This window comes from Vibrio sp. 10N.247.311.13, assembly GCF_041467595.1.
Taxonomy (GTDB): domain Bacteria; phylum Pseudomonadota; class Gammaproteobacteria; order Enterobacterales; family Vibrionaceae; genus Vibrio; species Vibrio crassostreae_C.
The window spans coordinates 1-21807 of the sequence record NZ_JBFSUX010000005.1 but is presented as its reverse complement, the minus strand read 5'-3'; the positions used below and the strand labels follow the sequence as shown (position 1 = coordinate 21807).

Sequence of the window (21807 nt, the reverse complement as noted above, 5' to 3'; positions counted from 1 at the left end):
AGCCACTAAAAGAAGAGCGCACTATGCTAACTGGTCAATTACGTAACGATATCGATGGTCTGTGGGAAAAGTTTTGGACGGGTGGGGTAACCAACCCGCTGGTGGTGATTGAACAGATAAGTTACCTAATGTTCTCTCGAATGTTAGATATGCAAGAAACCACGGCAGAGAAAAAGGCTAAACGTACAGGTAAACCGTTTAATCGCCAGTTTCCGGAAACGCCTGAAGGTCAGTTGCTACGTTGGCAAAACTTCAAAAACATGTCGGGTGCAGAACTGCTTCCTCACCTGCGTAACAACGTTTTTCCTCACTTTTCTGATATTGAGTTAAACGGTTCAGACATTGCGCAGTTTATGGCGGATGCTGATGTGGAGATTCGTAGTGAATCGGTACTGCTATCTGCGGTTGAAATGGTTGATAAGCTTCCGCTCGAGCAGAGTGATGTGAAAGGTGATATCTACGAATACCTACTGAGTAAGCTCTCTTCTGCTGGCATTAACGGACAGTTCCGTACGCCTCGTCATATCATCGACATGATGGTTGAAATGCTGGATGTGCAACCAACAGATGTGATTTGTGACCCTGCGTGTGGTACCGCGGGCTTCCTTTCTCGCGCAATGGAATACCTAACGCGTACTCACACTAGCCCAGAAAGCATTTACCAGGATGAAGATGGCAATAACGTTTATACCGGTGACATGCTGCACGAATACCAAGACCACATTAATAATAAAATGTTCTGGGGTTTTGACTTCGACACCACCATGCTACGCGTTTCGGCAATGAACATGCTGCTGCACGGGGTAAGCTCTGCAAATATCACCTACCAAGACAGCTTGAATAAGAACTTTGCAGGCAAAGCTCAAGAAGAGAACTTCTTTGACAAAATTCTAGCTAACCCGCCTTTTAAAGGTAGCCTAGATGAGCAGTCGGTAAACCCGCAAGTACTTTCGATGGTGAAAACCAAGAAAACGGAACTACTATTTGTGGCGTTAATCCTGCGCATGCTAAAACTGGGTGGACGTAGCGCAACCATTGTGCCTGATGGTGTTTTGTTTGGTAGCTCAAAGGCGCACAAAGACCTACGTCAAGAGCTGATTGAAAATAACCAACTGGAAGCCATGATCTCATTACCAAGCGGTGTATTTAAGCCATACGCTGGGGTATCTACCGGTATTCTTATCTTTACTAAAGGCGGTAGCACCGACAATGTGATGTTCTATGACATGCAAGCAGACGGCTACTCACTGGATGATAAGCGTAACCCTATCAAAGACAACGACATTCCAGCAGCACTGGCAAAATGGAAGCGTTACAGCGAGCTATACCAAGCGAACGATACCGAAACGCTGACCGCAGAGTTTGGCGACAAAACCCAGAAAGCCTTTATGGTGTCGGCGAAAGATATTAAAGCGCAAAAGTACGACCTTTCTATCAACCGTTACAAAGAAGTCGTTTACGAGGAAGAGGTGTACGAAGATCCTAAGGTGATTCTTGGTAAGCTGAAAACACTTGAGAATGAGATTCTGGCTGACCTAAATGAGTTGGAGGGGATGCTATGAGCATTTCTGTACAGAAGTTAGGAGAACTCGTTACGATTAAAGGTGGGGGTACGCCAAGTAAGAAAATAGACGAGTACTGGAATGGTGATATCCCATGGGCATCAGTTAAGGACCTGAAGACAAGGGTTCTATCGAAAGCTGAGGACTATATTACAACGCAGGGTGCTGAGAATTCTGCGACTAATATAATACCTAAAGGGACGATAATCGTTCCTACTCGGATGGCTCTAGGAAAAGTTGCTATTGCGGGTGTAGATTTGGCAATTAACCAAGATTTAAAAGCTCTTTTTATTAAAGATGAGAATGTTCTTGATAAGCAATATTTGGCAAGATTTCTTGAATCAAAAGCCAAGTATATAGAAGGCGAAGGTAAAGGAGCTACGGTTAAAGGGATTACTTTAGATTTCTTGAAGTCGATAGATGTCCCACTCCCACCACCAGCTGAACAAAAACGCATAGCAGCCATCTTAGATAAAGCTGATACCATCCGCCAAAAGCGCAAGCAAGCCATCGACTTAGCCGATGAGTTCCTACGCAGTGTCTTTCTGGATATGTTTGGTGATCCGGTTACTAACCCGAAAGGGTTTCCGTTAGGTACTATTCGAGATCTAGTTGATACCGCAAATTATGGAACATCAGGTAAAGCATCAGAGACAGATGGAGAATTTCCTGTTCTGCGTATGGGTAATATTACCTATCAGGGTGGGTGGGACTTTACTGACTTAAAGTATATTGATCTGACGGAGAAAGAACTACCAAAGTACCTTGTTCATAGGGGTGATTTGTTGTTTAACCGTACTAATAGTCGTGAGCTTGTGGGGAAAACGGCAGTATATAATCAAGATGAACCAATGGCATTTGCCGGATATTTAGTGCGTGTTCGACCTAACGAGCTTGGTAACAATTACTACATCTCTGGATATCTAAACTCAGGGCATGGAAAAAAGGTCTTAGTTGGAATGTGTAAAAGTATTGTTGGTATGGCAAATATCAATGCGCAAGAATTGCAGGACATTAAGATTTTATTACCACCAATAGAGATACAAAATCAGTATGAATCATTGGCGAAATCTGTTTATGAAAAAACGATGACGCACAAGTCTAGTAGTACGGAACTTGAGTTATTGTTTAACTCTCTATCCCAAAAAGCTTTCTCTGGCGAACTGTAAACCAAGCCCTAAATAAACCCTCAAATTATTAGCAATGCTGAGAATTTTCAGCATTGCTATCAACAACAATGGCCATCCTTTATTGTTTATCCAGCTAAATCCCTTGAATGACTATCAGGCTCAGTTACGAAAAAGGGTCATCAAAACTTGAACTCCCGCAGCCAAAACTATCATCGTCAAATAGGCTCGAATCATCGAAACAACTGTTTGTACTGTCATCAAACAAACTACTGTTCATGCTATCGTCACTCAGTGAACTGATCGAGTCGTCAAAGAGGCTAGTACTATCAAAGCTATCCGATGAATCTATGCCGAATGGATTGCCTCCTGCATCCACGCCGCCAATGCCACCGATCATAGGTAACCCCGTAGCAGGGTTAATTGTATTGTCATCAAACGTTGTGGTGTCTTCTGAAAACAAAGTGCTTTCGATAGTGTCGGATTCAAACTGATCATCCTGGTCGTTACTGGGCGTGGTGTCTGAATGTTCACTGCCTGAAGCTGTATCTGAAGTTGAAGCCATAGGGGAAAAGTCGCTGGTCTCAGTCATGTGAGAGACGAAAAAGTAGCTAAACACTCCGATGAAGATCCCGAAAGGTATCGCCAGCGAGCCAATCATGAGGCCGATGGCAGGAAAAAGAATAGCTAAGATATATTTCATATAGAGCCTCATCACTCGGCATGTTAGAAAACTAGATGTTCAAATCATCCTTATGTCTAAACAATAGCAACCCAACCATTTTGTGTTGTTATCAATGTTGAGATTTGCAGTCCATCCTTCACTAATAGTATTGACTCAATTTTTAATTTGTATATGTGATGTCAACTCTATAAATATATGCAATTTGATGATAATAGTATGAGTTAACTCGCTGATTTGTATCAGCATAACCACTTAAAGTTAATGATTACCGCTGAAAATGAATATCACCAAGCTATCTCTAACCAATTTCCGCTCATTCCAGCAAACACAAACTATCGAGTTTGCACCAGTCACCTTATTGTTCGGCCCAAATAGTGTCGGTAAGAGCAGTGTCCTTATGGCTCTGTTCTACTTACAGCATGTAATTAATAAGGGGCAATGTGACCCTCAGCGAATTGAAGCGCTCGGTAATAAATACGTTGGCGGCTTTAAGAATCTTATTAACGGTAAAGATCTCTCTAAAACCATGGTAATCAAGGTTGAGTACCAGAAACCAAAAAATCAAGCAGGACACAGCTTCGATGATAGCACTTGGTTTATTGAGGGTTTACATCAAAAAGCGGCACAGTTAGGTGAGTCCGTATCTGAACCTTTACTCAATATGAGTAGCCCTAGTGAATGGGCCGACGAGATCGCGATTGAGTTTGAAATCAAGTGGTCTCACGCTGAAAAAACAGCGTTTGTCTACCGCCAATCTGTGTGGTTAGACAACGAGTTCATTCTGGAAGTGAAGAACACCAAGCCGAACGACAACGCTGAAGTGAGCCGAGTTAACTATCTTCATCCTTTATTTAAAACGGATGACGAAGATGACACAGAAATGACTTATCGGGAAGATGGCTCCTGCGGTGAATTTCATCACCATGTTTTAGAAGCAGCAACCTCTACCCCGATAGATGTATTGTTACCGAATAGTCAACGAAGGTTTGTTCACGCTCCATTTCACTTTCAATCTCGATCAGGTGCACTACCAAGGCTAGATAAAAGGTTAGAAACTAGCTTAGAGTCCGAACATGACTTGATTACTCGCAGAATCGAGGAGATTTTTAGTGATGTGATTGTCGCATCGCTCGCCAACCTAAACGATGTTCTTTCAGACAGCGTTGCTATTGGACCACTAAGACAAATTCCTGATTCTACTTTCGATGCTGAAGATAAGGTGATTCAAAAGGATTGGTACTCGGGTAAGGCGAGTTGGGACACCATTTTCAATGCCGATATGGAGGTGGTTCATCGAGTTAACCGCTGGATGGCAGGCCGTGATTGGCTTGATCTTGGTTATGCCTTGGTTGAAAAGTCTGAGCAAGGGCGAATCGACTATATCAATGATGGCGATAAGTTTAGTGATTTCACACGTAGACAACTGGATGAAGCGTCGAGCGAAGGTGTCAATCATAAGTATTTTTCTTCACGAGAGTATCAACAAGACGTGGTTACCTTGTGGGACCTTTCAAATGATATTGAGGTTTCAGCAAGTGACGTTGGTGCCGGCATTTCACAAGTCTTCCCCTTGGTGGTTGCGGCAGAGTCTAACAAGCGTGGCCTGATTTGTTGCGAGCAACCTGAATTACATTTACATCCCAAAGCACAAGTTTCATTGGGTGATTTGCTAACCCAAACAGACAGTAAAAACCATTACCTCATTGAAACTCACAGTGAGCATCTGATCCTGCGCTTACTTCGCCGTATCAGAGAAACGACAGATCAAGCGTTGCCAAGTGGCTTTACGCCAGTTAGCAAAGCGGATCTCTCTATTGTCTATCTAGAGTCTTCTGATGCAGGAGTTGTGGCACATAAAACACTGCTTACCGATGATGGTGATTTAGAAACAGGTTGGCCGAGTGGTTTCTTTGATGAAAGAGATGAGGAGCTTTTCTAATGTACAAGGAGATTGCACTCGACCCTCACTGTATGTCGGAATATCACTATTATGCGTTGCTTAAAAGTGCCTTTGGTTTTGAAAATGGTCGATATCTGGTAGCCCCAACTAAAGAGTGGGTTAGGGAGGCGTATCAAAGTGTTAAGGCTTCTGATATTGCGCCAACTAAGAAAAAGTCAGTGACTAATTTTCTTAATAAGTTGCAGCGAGATAAAGCGAATCCTTTCATTGTGTTACCAAAAGATCGAGCAGATTCAACACTGCAGGGTGGATATGAGAATTGGCTCAATTGGATGACATCACAACACTCACTAAGAGCATTCAACGCCGTTGTGTCAGAGCAAGCGGGCACAGAACATATCAATTATGAGCAGATCATTGACGGAGACACGAGTTGGTCGATTCCTCCAACACTTTGGATCGATAAAACCGAGCACAATCTCTTAGAGGTGACTGTTCCACTACTGAATGTGGGCAAAGATCTAATCATTGCGGATCCCTATTTTAAACTCCCAGGTAATGCATTACTCAAAGCTATTTTGCGTAGGGCCACATCCGCAGGTGTTCGCACCGTGAGTATCGTGACCACAATGGATTGCAGTAATTTACCAGGTGTTTTTGAACGTGAGTATCAAGCTTCAATGGTTGATTTGCCTTTGGTGAATTATATCCGTGTGCCACATGGGTTTATACACGATAGATATCTATTGAGCGACAAAGCGGCAATAAAAGCGGGACAAGGCTTTTCAACGGCACCTGAAAAAGGCCTGCAGTCGGATCGATTAAGCATCAGTTTGTGCGGTTTAGAAGAATATAGAGAAACCAAAGCGTGTATCGACGAGTATCAAAACAAGCATCCAGAAATGTGCACGCGTTTGGGTGAATAATAAAACAATGGCTTAGATAAATATTATGGAATTACAGTTTAAGGATGTATCCGGTAAAGACAATATTGGCGATTTTACTTGGATCCATCAATCAGGGCGTCAGGCACTTATCGCAGACCTGGTATCGGGTTGCGACGTTGCTAGGGGGATAGACCTGCTAAGTAGTTGGTTAACCGTGAATCAAACTAATGAGCTGTTTGTCGCGGAACAAGTGATAGAAGATCTGCATCAACTCTTTTTCAACAATGGGGTTCAATCTACATTTGGCATCATCACTCAGAAGGCAGAACAGTTTGAATTGTATTGGGTAGGAAATATTCGGCTTTATCGAGTTGAGAAGGGGGTTAAAAGAGCCGAATCTCGTGGTTTTGAATCACAACCTATTTCTGTTGTTGGAAGTGAAGTCACGCCTATCGTTCATCACATGACCCTTGATAATGATGGGATTTCGAAGTTTATTTTAACCAGCGACGGTTTAAGCAGCCAAATGATGTGCGAGCTTAACTTAACCTCTGATGCTCTAAGCAGTGGCCAACTGCAAAAAAAACTGCTTCCAGCGGTTGTCGACCAAGACTGGTCTGCACTTATCTTTCCGATGGCGAACTCGCACTCTTTTGTAGCAAATGACTGGCCATACAACCCGTTTGTCGGGGCTCAAGAAGAGCGTTTACATGAACGCCGAGGCTTAGCTGAATTAGCAACACAACTTTTCACACAACCGCTTTTTGAAGGTTTTAGAATTGTCTCTTGCCCTCCGATCTTGAGTGAAAACTCATCCCGTTTGTTTGATGGACTGCTTATTTATCCGTTTGGTGTGATTCCGCTTGAATTGAAAGATCATCACGGCAATATCGCAGTTGATATGTGCACGAACAAACGAAGCAGCTTGTTGGTCGATAATGATATGGGGCGAACTTACCTCTCGAATCCGGTTACTAAGCTCAGAGAAGCGTTAAGAAGGTTTGGTGATCTACCTGAGTTAAAAGCGTTGCTGCCAGAATTAAAAAATACTGGCTTAGTACTGTTTACGAATCGTAACGCCAATGTTGAGTGTATTTATGATGGCCAAACGGTTTCGGCTCCTTTTATGGAGATGGGTGAAGTCATCGTTGCGCAAACCGAGCAGGTGTCTTCGCTACTCGTTAAGTTCTGCCGCTCTCGATTCGGTAAAAAACCAAAACGGCGTTTGTTTGAATCGGAAATAAATCAGCTCGTTCAGGAACTGACGGCATCTCCTGTTGAACAGTATCAAGGTGCCATCACCGTTGGAGATTATGAAGTAGAAATGGAAGCGGTTGAGTCGGAATCAACAGATTACTTTACCGTTTATAACGCCGTTCTGTTTAACGAACAGGTTTGGGCGAAGTGCTTTAATTTAGATCACTTAAGCGCTGTACATCGCCAAACCGAGCTCAAGAGCTTGGGTCGAGAAGCTCTAGTGCTTAAGCGCTTGAGCCGAGTGGATGGTGTTCAACGCTATCAAGATAAGGAACTACTTGAAGACAAGTTTTATGTGTTCGTTGAAAAAGCTCCTGCTGTAACACTTGAACAATGGCTTAGTGCGAACCCTACAAAAGAAGAGAAACTGAACCTACTGATCGAATTAGCAGAAACCATCCAACAGATTCAGAGCGTGGGTGACCCCGAGATTATTCATCGAGCCATTAACTTATCAAATATTCGTGTCACCGAACGAAGCGAGCCAATGTTGATAAATTTCGAGTTATGTCAGCAAGAAATGGTAGCGACACTGCCCCTAAATGCAAGAAGAACGTTTGAGCAAAAGTACCAAGCGCCGGAAGTAAATGAACCTGGTCAGTCCTTAACGTTTTCTTCCGATATTTTTAGTCTGGGATTAGTCGTGTTTTATTCGTTAAGTGGGGAATTGCCGTTTGAGCAATCGACAAAAGAATTAGTCAGTAAGGGACGCCGCCCAGCATATTGGAAACAGCTGTGCCAAAAGTTAGAGCTATCAGGACAATATGCTGAGTTTTGGCAGAGAATACTTCACGTTACACCTAAATACCGTCCAACAATTGAGCAAGTGATAGAGGTCTTAAAGACATGGAAATGACGACAAGTGGCTATGCCAAACAATACCCCAAGGAAAAGGTAATCTATCAGTGCGAAGCGACGAAACGTGCTTTTTATCGCGTCAAATTGCCTCAGCTTGGTTTGTATTACGGGTTAAAAGAGATTGAGGTCGAGGATCTTAAAGCTAGTAAAGCCATTAAAAATGAGATTGTTGCTCTGAACCGTTTGCCGTTTGGTGTTGCAGCTAAGTGCCATCAATATTGGCAAGAAGGAAAGAAGCATTATCTTCTTATGGACTGGGTTGAAGGTAAGCCTCTTAATGAGTTTGTAACGGTGGCACCAGATAATCGTAGAGAGTTTGCACAACGCCTGCGCTTGGCAGAGAAAATTGGTTGGAAGTTGGTTGAACTTCATCGTTATCGTGTTACCCATCGAGACCTCAAACCAGAAAATATCATTGTGCACAGCGACAAAAATCAGAATGTCGCTGGAGTTAGTTTTATTGATTTTGGTTTGTCCAACCAAAAGCGTTACCTTGAGGAAGGGACAGCACATTATCGCTCTCCAGAGCAAGAGTTTGTGAGACACGTGAGCCTCACACAGTCGTCGGACATTTTTTCATTCTGCCAACTTATTCACTATTTATTGACGGGCCAACCACTGGTACTTCAGCCAAATTTTGATAATTCGGATTGGGATGAGATGAACATTCATTTGCCTACCTCTATACCATCAAAGCTCCATGATGCATTACAACAGGGGCTAACGTTCGACTGTAGTAAGCGCAGTAAACAAGTATTTACTATCGTCAAAGCCTTACAAGAGGCTTCTAAGCAACTCAATAGCAAGGTGTAATCGTAATGACTGCATACAATCAAACCGTGCCTTTTTGGCCGGAAGATAAATCAGCTAAATATGGTTCTGTTCTTCCTCTACTGTATCGTTTGGAAAATAATTATCTGGATAAAAACTGGCCTGACAATGGTGAAGGGCAAGAGGCGGTTATAAGCCAACTAAAGTCAACTAATAAAGCTTGGGCTTCTTCATTTAAGCCGAAAGATACCGTCATCGTTACCTTACTTATTGGTAAATATAAAATCACAATTAATGTTGCCAAAAGTGAAGAAAAACCTAGGCTTTGGGTGAGTCGCATTTATTATGCCAACAACCAAGACCGTCAGCGTATGCTGGAGCACGGGACTTTGCTTGAATTCGATGGTATTGAGTTTCTGACTGGCCGCGAATTTGGCAATGGATTGGAAGCTCGTGATATTAGGTTTAAGTATGGCTTGTACGCAACCGAGTTACTCGATGCAATCAATTCTCCATGGAATGTGGAGGGCGAAGAGCTAGAACCAGAACAAGCAGAAGAGGAGGCGCTTTGCTGCGAAGAGCAAGAGATGGTCGATGTGTTGCGCTGTTTCATTGACTCTGAGTATGAACTCGAAAGAATTGCGGCTCAGCAATGTATGCCTTTCAATGCGACCTCTATCAGTGCTCGAAGTGAGCGAACAACCTACCGTCTTCACTATGAAATTACGTTGGATGAATTCGATTATTCCCGCTTACTTGAAGTACAACCAACGCTGCTTGAAATGCTCGACGAAATGCGAGAGCCAACAGATATATTATTAGAGGTGGCGGATCTCACCCCTGTAGAGAATGAACCTATCATTCACGTTAGCATCGAGAAACAAGCGTTAAATTCACAAATACCAGATCAAGCGCTTTTGGCTATTGCGGCTCTACCGACGTTAAAGAAGGTAAGAAACTCCGTTGTAGATTCTTTAGAGTCTGAGTCATCCAAAAACCCATGGTTGTTACCTTTAGCCGCTAAAGTGTATCAACATGAGCCTCTTACCCCAGTTAAGGTTCCATTACCTCCAAGTAAATTCCCGCCGACACCGTCGCAAGTTAAAGCGATTGATAGTGGTGCTGGTAGTAATGATTACACTTTGGTTCTAGGGCCTCCGGGCACAGGTAAAACCACGGTTATTCTTCAGTGGGTGAAGTACTTCGCGGCGCAGGGTAAACGTGTTCTTGTGACATCACAAAACAATAAAGCGGTCGACAATGTTCTAGAACGTTTGGCTGAAGAAGACGATTTTGAGTGTTTACGTATAGGAAACGAAAATAAAATCAGCTCTTGCTTGGAGGACATTACACTCGATAATAAAGCCGCTGAATTGCAAGCGCGTATGTTTAGTTCAGCCGATGAGACACTGAAAAACCTAGAGTCTCAAGTCACTTATATTCATGAACTGCTTGCGAGTAGAAATGAAATTATCGCGAAAATGGATAATGCAGATAAAGCTCAAAGTGATCACATCCATCATATTAATAGGCAGAAAAGCTTACACGTAGAGTTGGCTGAAATAGAATCGCATATTCTTTCTCACGACAATGTTATTCGTCGATTAAATGCTCAATTAAAAGAAATTGAGCAAAAAGAGTGGCCGATTTTTAAGTCTGTTTCTCGATGGATAAACACTAAAAAGACCAATCTAGTCAATAGCCGTATAGAAAGCTCTCATATAAAGTCTGGAAAACTTAGCGAATCACGAACAACGACTATGGCCTCTATTGCCAATACAGAGAAGTCTATAGAGGAAGCTCAACAGCTTATTGAAAGCTGTAATCAACAGATTGATGCTTACTTTAGAAAGGTCACTTCCCTAGTTGATGAGGTAGTTCTGCCAGGGCAGTCTGAGGACAGAGTAACGAAATTAGAACTGGTTCAATTGGATGAACTGTTGCGTAAAGTTTCGGGTATTCATAGCAACCTCACGCAGTGGTTCAATAAATTGAAAACCGAGCGTCAACAGGCGCTGTATAAAATCTTAATCGAAAACGTAAACGTGGTTGGTGCTACTTGTATTGGTATCAATACCAAAGCCCTATTTAGAGAACTCGACTTTGATGTTGTGATCGTAGATGAGTCTGGTCAGATACAACTCCACAACTTGATTGTCCCTTTGTCCCGAGCCAATAAAGCGATATTAGTAGGGGATCATAAGCAGTTACCGCCTGTCGTCAGTGATGAAGTACTGGAAGAAGTTGAAGCTAAAGACTTCGGAGACTACAAAGACCTTTATCGACTGAGTTGGTTTGAGCACCTATGGAATGCCGCTCCGGACGACCGAAAAATCATGCTGGATACACAATTCCGCTGTCCTTCCATTATTAGTGATTTTGTCTCGGAAGCTTTTTATGAGGGCAACTATTTTGCTGGTGTCGGTATGGATAAGAAAAAACCGCTACTGTCATATTGCCCACAGCCGATGATTTGGATAGACACGACTTGGTTAGAAAATAAAGGTGAAAAGTCGACATCAGAAGAGGGCAGAGCGGTGGTGCAAGATAACGTTTGTGAGACAAATCTAGTTATTGAGCTTCTTAAGTCTTCAATTCAGGAGATGCCAGAACTTGCTGAGAACCGAGAGATAGGGGTTATTGTTCCCTACGCAAATCACGTGAAAGCCATCCAGAACGCAATACGCAGAGAACAAAAGCGTGGTGAGCTACTGGAACTCAAGATGCCACTAAATGAACTGGTTGCTTCTGTAGATAGTTTCCAGGGGCAAGAACGAGATTTGATCATATTCACATTCACGCGTTCGAATCGACAAGGTAAGGTTGGATTCCTTGCGGATTGGCGCCGACTTAATGTTGCTCAAACACGAGCTAAGAAGCAGCTTGTAATGATCGGTGATTCTCAAACATTGACTAAAGGTGCAGACCGAGATAGTGCTCATGATGTGGAATTCAAGAGAGCGATGGTGCTGCTGAAGAGTCAGTGTTATGAGAAAGGGGCGCTAATCCAAGCGAGCCGTTTTCTGCCAAACGAAAAGGTCGTTAAGCGCCCAAGCGTTCAAAACAAATATAGAACGACACACAATCCTAGCTCTAAAACAATGTTGGTAAGTGAAAATGGCTAAAAAGAAAACAAATAGTAATCCTTACTTCAATGTCTTGAAGAGTTACGCTGAAGTACTAAATTCTCAGATCGGATCTGATGAAACGCTCTTTTATGTTCGAGATAGTCTGTTACCTATTCTAAATGTGAAAATATTGGTAAAAGAGCGAAGTAGAGAGGAGTTAAGTGATATAGATTTAATGATCTTCAAGTTGATAGAGCAAGGTGTCAGTTCTGTTCAATCTATCGTAACTTTGACTGGTTTAGCAGAAAAACTTGTCACAAAGCACTTGAGTGAAATGGCAGGCCGTTCCTTTGTTACTTTTATTGATGGAAGGTTTAAATTAACAGCGTTGGGGGAAGAGACGCTTGAACACGGTGTCCCAATTCGCACCGTGCAGCGAGCCTATCGCTATTGTGCTGTTTCAGAACAACTGCTGCCGAAAGATGCGTATAAGTTACCTTACACCGAGGTAGATAAGCTTCGCTCTAGCGACTTTACACGTACGATTAGCTCGAACCATATCTTAGAAGAGTCTCAATTAGTTAACCTTAAAGGATTAGACTTATCAAAGGTCAGTTCGAAAAGAGCACTTGGTATTACCGACGAAGCATTATCCTTTGACGAGATTATTGGGTACTCATCTGGTTATCTTCAAACACGGGTCTTTTTGGTCGGCAAAAATAAGCCTCAAAGAGCGATTGTGGCATTTGGAGAAACCTGCGTTGAATATGATTTAGAGGGAATATTGGCGACAGTTACAGCATTAAATGACGAAAATATCATAGGTAACTTAAACGAGTTTCATCAAAGGCAAAAGGTCTCTTTTGGAGATGGAGAAGTCACACTTGATGAGTTCGGTCTCCCAGTTGTCAATATTACGCGAGCAAATCTCGATTGGTTGTCAAAAGGGTTAGAGTCAGGGCAGAAAGCCATCCTTATGTGTGGGACTCAAGCTTTACCTGCTAAGCCTATAGGCTTGAAAGCTTGGGGTAGGCTATCAAGTATATCTGGCTTGACCATTCGTTACTGTCTGCTTGAGGAAGAGTTACAAAAGGATGCATCTAGCCTAAGGGAGTACACTGATTTATGTGATTCGTATATGAGAATTCCTCGAGACGAAAGACCTTATTCAAAGCTAAGTGCTTACATTGAAAATACACTATCGGTGGAAGAGATAGAGCATGTACGTGTACTTGCTGAGCGCTATTCTATAGCTAGGATCAGTAATAATTTACCCAAGACAGAGGCGGTTGAAGCTTAATGGCTGAGTATAAATGGCAGGGGTGGGGATTTTTACCGCTCTTTATCTCAAAGAAATCATTTTTAGAACTTGTGAACTCAGGAAATTGGAAACATTGGAGCGAAGATTTACAAGATCATGAGATCAAAGATATAAGACGCTTCTATACTCGATCTAGTGCCGATTTGTTAAGGCCAATGAAACAAGGTCGCTACGTGTTTGAAGCTAAATTGAGTGATAGCCCGTTGTTATCTTTGGTACCTAATCAACAATCGTTTAATCACGAATTTTCGGTCTGTATTACCAAGCTACAGCTTCTCCAAATGGGCGAGGTGAGTCTGCTTTATTTGCATTTTGAATCTAGCGATAACCTAAGTGCAACTAGTATTGCTGAGCTCAATAGAACTGTTTTTCAATGGGAGCCGAGAACGGAAAGGCATAATGTTTGTCTATGGGAGGATTCAGAACAACAAAAGAAAGGATTAAAGCAACACATTAGTGACTTACTAAGCCTTCCTCTAAGCAATAACAGCCACTATGAAGAAGATGCTTTTGGTCATGAGCTTGTTAGTTGTTCTTGGATTAAGCAAGTAAGTGATTTTGACCAATCTGACACTATTTGTGTGAGTGAGCTTAGCGCAGGAATCAATTTTTCTAACCCTAGGTATAAGCTCTCTGAAAACGAAAAACAGAGGCTTATCGAGAACCAATTTCACTACTGGTCTGATTGGCGCTGTCAATTTAATCTGAATCGTCTTGTTTTTGTAGATCAAACCCCAGGAGAATCATCACTAAACTGGAACTTAGCGACGAACCAGTACTATCTTGATTTGTTAGCCGCGGTAATTTGCCAACGAACAACGCTCGGTCGTTTTAAAGATGAGATGATTTTAAGCCCGAACAAACAAAGAGCGAGGCTTTACGAACGGATATCCCTATTTAGACGATCGTATAAAATGTCTCATGTCTCTACTTACCCTTTTGCAGAGAGATTGTATCAATATCTGTGCTGCCAAGCAGATTTAGAGTTAATAGAACAAAAAGCATTCGTCGAGCTGGAGCATAACCATGCGTTATGGAAGCAAGAGAAAGACGAATCATCCAACACGGTTTTGTTGTTAGTATCACTTGTGGCTGCTTTGCTCGTCCCCGCCAGCTCTATAGCCACAATTATGGCATTAACAAAAGAACAAATGAATCTAACCTTTTGGGCTATATCTGGAAGTATCACTCTAGTTACCGCGATTGTAATGGTGTGGCCGCCACTTAAACGTTATTTGAAAAGTAAAGATTGATGAGAGAACCAGAATCGAGCAGTAATTTTGTAATTGAACTTATTATCGGCATTGTATTGGTTGTGTCTCTTGATTCGGCCTTAATAGCTGTACTAAATATTAGCTTAGTACGGCTAACTGGTAACCAATTGGTGGATGTTTTGTTAATGAGTTTGTTCTTTTTTGGTTTGTATATGACAAAAGTATCACTGTGGCTAAGGGTGCGATTAGTGTCTTTTATCTATAGGTTTTGCAAGTAAACTTCTTAGCTACTTTACCCAAATATGACTCTTTCTATAAACTCTCAGCTCAAACACGCAAGGAGTTTCTCATTTTGAGCATTCATAAGCTTAAGAATACCAATCTGAATTATCTAACTTTTATCATAGCGTTCGAACAAACAAGGGTTTAGCGCATATGACGATACAATTGGTAAAAATTCAAGGTGATGAGACACCGCTGTTCGCCCCGTTTGCGTATTTCGGTGATTGCGATCGCTCGTTTCGGTTTATTCCGATCACTTGATCCTGCCGTTTTTCTCTCTTCCTATTTTTACTCTAAGTGATCGGATTGCGCCAGTTTTCTCATCGACTCACCTCCTAGTTCTATTCGATGACTATTGTGTACCAGCCGATCCATTAGAGCGTCTGCGACAGTGGCGTTACCGACCATGTTGTACCACTCCTTTACAGGTAACTGACTGATGACGATCGTGCTGCTGTTTTGGTAACGATCTTCAAGCACTTCTAATAAGTGACCTGCATGCTCTTGGGTTAGCTTTTCCATCCCCCAGTCGTCGAGGAGTAGTAGAGCTTTCTTAGCCAACGATTGAAGTTGCTTTTGATAGCTACCGTCCAGACGACCTGCGGTCAGGTCATCAAGCAGGCGAGTTAATCGGTAGTACCTGACGGTTTGCTGTTGGTCGCAGGCACTGGTTGCCAGAGCGCAACCAAGATAGGTTTTGCCAGCACCTGTTGGGCCTGTGATCAAGATATTCTGATGCTTATGCAGATAACTGCCTGTTAGCAGTTCGCTCATCTGTTTACGATTGAGATTTCGTCCCTCTTTGTAGATGAGTTGGCTCGGCTGGGCATCCACTCTCAGCTTTGCTTGCCGTTTTAAGCGTTGGATTTTTGTCTGATTGCGATTCAAGATTTCACTTTCCAGAAGTAGGCTTAGCCTTTCCTCGAAGTCCAGCTCTGCGTAGGTGGTCAGTTGCTCTTGTTGCTGCTCTAACGCTTTCGCCGCATGGCTCAAGCGCAGGGTTTTAAGTTGGTCATTGAGTGCGTTCATATCCTTTCTCCTAGTGATAACAGTTCGGGCCACGAACATTGCTGTGAACAAGGTTCGGCGTGCTCGTGTTGTCTTTGCTCAGTTGTCCTTCACGATTGTTCTTCAGCAGATTGTTGATGAAGGTGTAGTTCGGTTTTGTCAGCATCAGCGCATCTTTACAGGCTTGCTCTAAGCGCGACTCGCCATGCGCTTTACTCAGATTGAGCAGCCCAAGGCAGGAGCGATACGACTGCTCTGGATGAGGCTTGGAGTAGAGCATCTTATTGATGACTTCTCGTGTGGCTGGGCCGATATTGGCTCCCCAGTTGAGCAGGCGTCCAGGCGACCACTTCTGATGTTGATGATTACTCGGCATGTGCTCTGGTTGGGTGCTGTTTCCGCGCTCTCTTTGGCTGCGTGGATGCTGGGCTACCAAGTTACCTTGATGGTAGATCTGCACCAGACGGTTGGAGGCTTCCAGTTCGACATGGTGACCAACAAGTTGATGTGGCACCGAGTAGTAGTGGCGGCGATATTCTATGTGATAATCAGGCCCAACCTTGGCTCGCTTGGTTTCGGTATAGAGGTATCGCTGCTTAGGTAGCGGCTTTAACGCTGGCTTATCGAGTTTGTCGAACAGCGCTTTGCGGCTCGCACCATACTGTTTCATCTCACGTTCGTTTAAGTCATTCATAAGCTCACGGATGGCAAGGTTCAGCTCTTTGAAGGTATGGAAGGTTTGATGTCGTAGTCGCATCATGATCCAGCGTTCCACTAGGAGCACGGCATTCTCTGCCTTGGCTTTGTCTTTCGGTTTGTAAGGGCGAGCTGGCATCACTGCGGTTTGATAGTGATTCGCCAGTTTTTGATAACTGTCGTTAAGTCTCGGCTCATAACGATTGGCTTTGGTGACCGCGCTACGTAGATTATCGGGAACCAAGAGCTGTGGTACACCACCGAAGTGCTCGAACGCATTGGCATGCGCCTCTAACCAGTAAGACTTACCTTGACTCGGGAAGGCTTCAACATAGGTGTAATTGGACGCACCTAAGGTCGCCACGAACACTTCTGCTTCGCGCACTTCACCTGTATCAGGGTTGACCACTTGAAGCCGAGGCCCACAGTAATCGATAAACAGCTTGTCACCTGCCACATGGAGCTGGCGCATGCTGCGCTTTTGAGTTTTGAACCAACGAGTGAAGTGCTCGCAGAACTGAGTGTAAGCGTAAGCTTGTTCTTGATATTGCTCATGGTATTCCTGCCACAACAACATCTTTGTCATGCCTTTACGTCTGAGTTCGACTGCGTATTGAGTGAAGTCTGGCATGACTTTATCGCGACTGGCTTTCTTGCCGTGATACAGCGCTTGCGTGAGATCAGCATCGCTGCAACTTTCGGGTAGAGGCCAGCCAAGTTGGCTTTGTTTAAAGCGAGTAAGGAGTTCCGATATGGTGGACGGGCCGAGTTTCAGGCAAGAAGCGATACCACGATTGGAGAGACCGCAGTCGTACTTAAGGCGTAATACCTCTTTGATTTTGTTCATTGGAGTTCTCTTTTTGGCCATTGTCGCTTCCTTACGTTCTTGTTTAAGAAGTAAAGAATAGCGAGCTATTGATTTAAAAGAGAAAAAGGAAGGATTTCGGGCATTCCGATCGCGGTTTTCGCTATTCCGATCACCGATTTCGGAGTTAGGCTAAAAGTGATCGGATAATCGCGGAATCAGTGATCGGTTTAAACCGAAATGGGTGATCGGATAATCCCGAAATGACTGATCGGAATGCTCCGAAATATGCACCCGTTTTCTGGAGTTCAAATTGCAGGAGAGGGCGTGCAGAGTTGGGATAAGCTTGAGGAAGATCCGACGTTTCTATTCGGTTTTTGTTTAGAAGCTGGTGAGTTTGTTTATATCAACAATGAATTATCTCAAGCTGTTGGCTTTGATATTTCTGATGTTGAACTTACGGTAGAGCAGCTTTGTAGCATGCTGAAAGTTCGCAATGGTGTTTGTATAGAGCACAATACTGGCTGGGGCGGTAGCTACATTGTAGCGTTTGGGGAGCTGAGTGTATGCTAACACAAGGTGATATATGCCCACATTGTGGTTTGATAATCATGATGCCAACTGACTTAACTCCAGAGTGTTTAGGCTGTGGAAAGATTATCAATCAGGAAACAGACCAAACAGATGGTGACGAATTTTATGGTATCTAGACGATAGCATAACTATTAAGTCCTTCTTTTTCATACAAGACCAAATAACTTAGTGAGCCTATTTTGAAAAATATTTTGGTAGCCGTAACAGGCGCAAGTCCTCAAGTCCTAACTGAAACGTTGTTTGCATTGAATCATCAAGGTAAAACAATGCCTGATGAAGTATTTGTGATTACTACCGCTAACTCTAAGCTAACGCTAGAAGAAGGGTTATTTCAAGATGGTCATTGGAACAAGTTAATACAAGATTATCAACTTCCAGACATTAAGTTTAGTTCTGACAATATTTGGTTGATCTCTGATGAAGAAGGCAATGTGTTAGATGATGCAAAGGCCGAAGCAGACCAAGTCGTCATGGCTGACTTTATTACACAGAAAGTAGAGGAGCTGACTCGTAATGACGATGTTGCGATTCATGCTTCAATTGCTGGCGGCCGAAAGACAATGGCTTTTTACATGGGCTACGCAATGTCTTTGTATGGCCGTGAGCAAGATGTGCTGAGTCATGTGTTCGTAGACGATGATTTTGAGTTTGTGAGTGAATTTTATTACCCAACTCCTTACGACAAGTACATCGTCGGGAGAGATAAAAAAAAGGTCGTAAACACCAAGGACGCTAATGTCACCCTGGCTGAAATCCCGTTTGTAAGAATGCGTCGTCAGGTTGATGAGTCAATTTACAACCAAATGCAAAGCCATTCGTTTTCAAAAACTGTATCAGCTTTGAATAGTGCACATAGCTCGGAAATTAAAGTAAAAATTTCGACCAAGGATAAGACATTAGATGTGGCTGGTGTACCTGTAAAACTTACAGCTAAAGCGCTAGCGATTTACTTATTCTTCGTCAAAAAAGCCATGAGAACGGAAACGTTGGGGCGAATATTTGAAGAAGACGTTGACCAAACACGTGAATATTTAGAAGTATTAGACTCAATGAAAGCCGACGTGCGTTTGTACAAAAGCATGGGTTTAGAAGATGAGGGGCAGTGGCGTCAGAATGATTTTGAATTGACACCTAAATTGACGAAAGACTTTGTACGTCAGTCATTAAGTGCATTCCATAAAACGTTAGAAGGGCGTTTAGTTCCAGATATCGTGGAAAAAATCAAAGTGCACTCTGATGGTGCCAAAGCCGGTGCGAGTTATAGTGTCAATAGTGGTATTACTATTGAGGTAGATGGGCTGGTTGTCTGACGCTAAACAAATGTTTGGTCTGAAAACCTTGGACCCATTTAACATTAGTGCGTTAACGCAGGTGTGATAATAGGATCTTTGATGGCATGGTGTATCTTCTTTGTGAGTAAGCATAAATAAGGTACATCAATGAGATTTCTGAAAATAAAGGAAGTTATAACAAAGACCGCTTTAAGTAGGTCTTCTATTTATCGAAAGATGAGTGAGGGCTCATTTCCTAAGCCCGTACCTATAGGGGAGAGGGCCGTTGCTTGGGTCGACAGTGATGTAGAAGAGTGGATGAAAGAGTGTGTAAAGCAGCGATGATTGCAGCTAGTCGAAAGGGAACACATCCAAATAAACATCCAGTAATTGAAGAAAGGTAATGTATGACCTGCTTCGCTGTGGGCTCATCGGCACCAGTTTCCTAAATTCTCTTGTGAGTGAATCACGGTTCTCTTTTTTGGTCTGAAGCAGGTGGATGCTAATGTTTCCTTTTTCATGATAGCCAAGAAACTTAGCTTCATCCGAACGGTGTATATCGACACCAATTGCTGTCATTTTTTGAGATAACCGATCATATCTATGTGGGATAACTGCTTCAATAGTTGTGGCATTAAAGCCAACTCGGCTTTGTACTAACTGTTCCCAATATCGGTAATGAGAAATGACTTTATCAATCGTTATTTCATCGGACGCTAGTTTATGAGAAAAATGCCATTTAATTCTTACGTGCTCATCCTTAATGCCAATCACTTTCATGGTTTTGAGTAAGAATGCGACGGTCTTTATATCATGCGTTCGAACTAAGTGTCCTTTAGCCCCTACACAATGGTGAAGCGCTTTGGTTACTTGGGATAGGTTGATCTTGGCATTACGTAGCGCCTCTGATTGCAACGATTTATCAAATTGCTGCATAAAAAAGTTGAGTTGATCTATTTGATATTGATTTAGCCTGTTTATGCCGCAAAACTCAGGAAGGGTGTTTTTGGATCTTCTCGTGTAAATCTCGCCATGTGATTCCAGCCTAAGTGCAATCCGAGTTATGAGCTGTGCAGATATCTTTGTTAATTCTGCGGCTTGTTTTATAGAGTAACCATAACTTAATAGGGAAATGCATTTAAAAACGTCAGCAATGGGAACACTGTTCGACGAAGGTTTTCTCTCTTCTTTGTTAATAAGTAGCTCAAGAGATCGTTCAAGGTCGGGCTTGGATTTTCCAACCATAGTCATTGGCAATGCGTCGTGATAAAGAGCCAGCGGTTTGCCATTTCGGATTGGCCTCATACTCTTGTTATCGAGTTTTACTGTGTAATCAATACTATACTGCAATAAGTGAAGGGGAGACTCATTTCGCCTCCTATTTAATAAGTAAATATGAAGGGCGGCTAGGTGTATATAAGAGCTGAATGTCGTTTCAATGGTGCCATGTCCAAGTAAACGTGATAGTACAAATGCCTTTTTCCTTGTATTAGTGCATATACCCAAGCGATGAAATAGCTGGTTTTGCCTATCTGCCGAGAAGAAATTGTGCTGCAATGGCAGAGGGAGGTTATTAGTAGGGTAGCGATTGAAATTGATTAATAACCAATTCCAATTTGCAAAGCTGTGCCGTAGGTGATGAAACCTAAGTTTATCGTCTTGGGTGATCTCTTTTAAGACGACAGTAAGTAATGTAAATGCGTTTTTTAGTCTTTTAGGATCCTGAAAAATTAAAGCATTTGTCTTTTGAGAGCTAAGTTTAGATTTGTCGATAAATGATATGAGCTTCTTTTGCCAGTGAATGGGCATCAAGCAATCTAGTGGTAAGTTGCGAGCACTGTTTCCAGTTTTTAAGGATCGATACTTATTGAGTCTGATATGTACTTGAAGGTAGCCGTGGTCGTTCAAATGAAAGTCATTAAGTTGTAGCCCTCCAATTTCGCCTCTACGCAAGCCGCCGTAAAATCCAAGTAAAAATACAACAAGAGCAAGTTCAGCTTCTAAACTATCTTTGTTGAGAAATGATGTTACAGCATCGGCTTCGTGCATTGTGATTAAGTTAGCACTGACATTTGATTTAGATGTTGTTATATCTAAATCAGAGAAGCATAGTTCGGGCACAATTTGAGAACTCACGACAAAATCAGCAAAGTAGAGGACGAAAGGTTTCCTTTTAGTTGAGTTGATTCCCTCCGCAACGATATTCAACTTTTCTGCCCACTCTAGAGCATCCATTGTGAATAGGTTACAGTAATTGAATTCTGCTATGAATGGGATTGCGAAGGTTCTCACATAATCGCGAATGGTACTAAAAGTGAGTACTTTCTTCCCTATGTCACCCCGATAAAGCAATTGATACATCCAACTGACTAGAACCCAAACTACTGGATATTTACTAGCGTTATTTTCGGCTTCAAGCCATTCAAAAAGCCCCCTCCTGATTAGCCAATGCCGTTCGGATAAGCATTACTGTTTGAATCTAAACGGATATTTAGCTGGAA

Annotated in this window: 16 protein-coding genes; 12 read left to right on the top strand and 4 right to left on the bottom strand. The window is 42.7% G+C overall.

The features are described 5' to 3' along the window. The first annotated feature begins 23 nt into the window (after positions 1–23). Both AB6E52_RS03460 and AB6E52_RS03455 read left to right on the top strand, forming a co-directional pair. Positions 24–1562 carry a class I SAM-dependent DNA methyltransferase gene (locus tag AB6E52_RS03460; protein WP_102320117.1) on the top strand — a complete coding sequence of 513 codons (1539 nt, stop codon included), beginning with the start codon at positions 24–26 and terminating at the stop codon, positions 1560–1562. Continuing rightward, positions 1559–2731 (top strand): restriction endonuclease subunit S, encoded by a 1173-nt coding sequence (locus AB6E52_RS03455; RefSeq protein ID WP_102320118.1) that lies wholly within the window; start codon positions 1559–1561, stop codon positions 2729–2731. Before AB6E52_RS03460 ends, AB6E52_RS03455 begins: the two co-directional genes overlap by 4 nt. Positions 2732–2855: 124 nt before the next feature. Here AB6E52_RS03455 and AB6E52_RS03450 read toward each other — a convergent pair whose 3' ends face one another. Continuing rightward, on the bottom strand, positions 2856–3392 hold the full coding sequence (locus AB6E52_RS03450; protein ID WP_102320119.1) for a hypothetical protein: 537 nt from the start codon (positions 3390–3392) through the stop codon (positions 2856–2858). A gap of 259 nt (positions 3393–3651) precedes the next feature. On the opposite strand from AB6E52_RS03450, the gene AB6E52_RS03445 reads away from it, so the two are divergent. The 7 genes from AB6E52_RS03445 to AB6E52_RS03415 are packed head-to-tail and all read left to right on the top strand — an operon-like array spanning position 3652 to position 14689. Further along, the gene (locus tag AB6E52_RS03445) at positions 3652–5313 is read left to right on the top strand and encodes a DUF3696 domain-containing protein (protein WP_102320120.1); all 1662 of its coding nucleotides are present in this window, start codon (positions 3652–3654) and stop codon (positions 5311–5313) included. Continuing rightward, a complete protein-coding gene (locus tag AB6E52_RS03440; protein WP_102320121.1) occupies positions 5313–6200 on the top strand; it encodes a hypothetical protein in 888 nt (295 codons plus the stop codon). Before AB6E52_RS03445 ends, AB6E52_RS03440 begins: the two co-directional genes overlap by 1 nt. Positions 6201–6225: 25 nt before the next feature. Next, positions 6226–8274, top strand: a complete 2049-nt coding sequence (locus AB6E52_RS03435; RefSeq protein ID WP_102320122.1) for a protein kinase family protein — start codon at positions 6226–6228, stop codon at positions 8272–8274. Then, positions 8265–9089, top strand: a complete 825-nt coding sequence (locus AB6E52_RS03430) for a protein kinase domain-containing protein (protein WP_017071032.1) — start codon at positions 8265–8267, stop codon at positions 9087–9089. Before AB6E52_RS03435 ends, AB6E52_RS03430 begins: the two co-directional genes overlap by 10 nt. 5 nt (positions 9090–9094) lie before the next feature. Continuing rightward, positions 9095–12172 carry a DEAD/DEAH box helicase gene (locus AB6E52_RS03425; RefSeq protein ID WP_102320123.1) on the top strand — a complete coding sequence of 1026 codons (3078 nt, stop codon included), beginning with the start codon at positions 9095–9097 and terminating at the stop codon, positions 12170–12172. Then, a complete protein-coding gene (locus AB6E52_RS03420; protein WP_102320124.1) occupies positions 12165–13415 on the top strand; it encodes a hypothetical protein in 1251 nt (416 codons plus the stop codon). The genes AB6E52_RS03425 and AB6E52_RS03420 overlap by 8 nt, the downstream gene beginning before the upstream one ends. After that, a complete protein-coding gene (locus AB6E52_RS03415; protein WP_017071517.1) occupies positions 13415–14689 on the top strand; it encodes a hypothetical protein in 1275 nt (424 codons plus the stop codon). The genes AB6E52_RS03420 and AB6E52_RS03415 overlap by 1 nt, the downstream gene beginning before the upstream one ends. 531 nt (positions 14690–15220) lie before the next feature. Here the strand turns inward: AB6E52_RS03415 and istB are convergent. Then, a complete protein-coding gene (istB, locus tag AB6E52_RS03410) occupies positions 15221–15961 on the bottom strand; it encodes an IS21-like element ISVch3 family helper ATPase IstB (protein ID WP_102320125.1) in 741 nt (246 codons plus the stop codon). Between the two features lie 10 nt (positions 15962–15971). After that, on the bottom strand, positions 15972–17504 hold the full coding sequence (istA, locus tag AB6E52_RS03405) for an IS21 family transposase (protein ID WP_017101221.1): 1533 nt from the start codon (positions 17502–17504) through the stop codon (positions 15972–15974). A 213-nt stretch (positions 17505–17717) separates the two neighbouring features. Between istA and AB6E52_RS03400 the strand changes: the two genes are divergently transcribed. The 3 genes from AB6E52_RS03400 (at position 17718) to AB6E52_RS03390 (ending at position 19651) form a co-directional block, all read left to right on the top strand. After that, positions 17718–18014 (top strand): hypothetical protein, encoded by a 297-nt coding sequence (locus AB6E52_RS03400; protein ID WP_133151373.1) that lies wholly within the window; start codon positions 17718–17720, stop codon positions 18012–18014. 200 nt (positions 18015–18214) lie between these two features. Next, entirely contained in the window at positions 18215–19345 is a 1131-nt protein-coding gene (gene csm6, locus AB6E52_RS03395) for a CRISPR-associated ring nuclease Csm6 (protein WP_017071513.1), read from the top strand. 129 nt (positions 19346–19474) lie between these two features. Next, positions 19475–19651 (top strand): AlpA family transcriptional regulator, encoded by a 177-nt coding sequence (locus AB6E52_RS03390; RefSeq protein ID WP_102320127.1) that lies wholly within the window; start codon positions 19475–19477, stop codon positions 19649–19651. Positions 19652–19657: 6 nt separating this feature from the next. Here AB6E52_RS03390 and AB6E52_RS03385 read toward each other — a convergent pair whose 3' ends face one another. Then, positions 19658–21541, bottom strand: coding sequence for a tyrosine-type recombinase/integrase (locus AB6E52_RS03385; protein ID WP_372189944.1), 1884 nt, complete (start codon positions 21539–21541; stop codon positions 19658–19660). Positions 21542–21807 lie beyond the last annotated feature (266 nt).

What these genes read in the sequence shown, in the direction of transcription:
- AB6E52_RS03400 (WP_133151373.1), top strand. Translation starts at nt 17,718, where the DNA reads ATGCTCCGAAATATGCACCCGTTTTCTGGAGTTCAAATTGCAGGAGAG.
- AB6E52_RS03415 (WP_017071517.1), top strand. Translation starts at nt 13,415, where the DNA reads ATGGCTGAGTATAAATGGCAGGGGTGGGGATTTTTACCGCTCTTTATC.
- AB6E52_RS03455 (WP_102320118.1), top strand. Translation starts at nt 1,559, where the DNA reads ATGAGCATTTCTGTACAGAAGTTAGGAGAACTCGTTACGATTAAAGGT.
- AB6E52_RS03450 (WP_102320119.1), bottom strand. Translation starts at nt 3,392, where the DNA reads ATGAAATATATCTTAGCTATTCTTTTTCCTGCCATCGGCCTCATGATT.
- AB6E52_RS03425 (WP_102320123.1), top strand. Translation starts at nt 9,095, where the DNA reads ATGACTGCATACAATCAAACCGTGCCTTTTTGGCCGGAAGATAAATCA.
- AB6E52_RS03445 (WP_102320120.1), top strand. Translation starts at nt 3,652, where the DNA reads ATGAATATCACCAAGCTATCTCTAACCAATTTCCGCTCATTCCAGCAA.
- istA (WP_017101221.1), bottom strand. Translation starts at nt 17,504, where the DNA reads ATGGCCAAAAAGAGAACTCCAATGAACAAAATCAAAGAGGTATTACGC.
- AB6E52_RS03460 (WP_102320117.1), top strand. Translation starts at nt 24, where the DNA reads ATGCTAACTGGTCAATTACGTAACGATATCGATGGTCTGTGGGAAAAG.
- AB6E52_RS03430 (WP_017071032.1), top strand. Translation starts at nt 8,265, where the DNA reads ATGGAAATGACGACAAGTGGCTATGCCAAACAATACCCCAAGGAAAAG.
- AB6E52_RS03435 (WP_102320122.1), top strand. Translation starts at nt 6,226, where the DNA reads ATGGAATTACAGTTTAAGGATGTATCCGGTAAAGACAATATTGGCGAT.
- istB (WP_102320125.1), bottom strand. Translation starts at nt 15,961, where the DNA reads ATGAACGCACTCAATGACCAACTTAAAACCCTGCGCTTGAGCCATGCG.
- AB6E52_RS03440 (WP_102320121.1), top strand. Translation starts at nt 5,313, where the DNA reads ATGTACAAGGAGATTGCACTCGACCCTCACTGTATGTCGGAATATCAC.
- AB6E52_RS03385 (WP_372189944.1), bottom strand. Translation starts at nt 21,541, where the DNA reads ATGGATGCTCTAGAGTGGGCAGAAAAGTTGAATATCGTTGCGGAGGGA.
- AB6E52_RS03420 (WP_102320124.1), top strand. Translation starts at nt 12,165, where the DNA reads ATGGCTAAAAAGAAAACAAATAGTAATCCTTACTTCAATGTCTTGAAG.
- AB6E52_RS03390 (WP_102320127.1), top strand. Translation starts at nt 19,475, where the DNA reads ATGAGATTTCTGAAAATAAAGGAAGTTATAACAAAGACCGCTTTAAGT.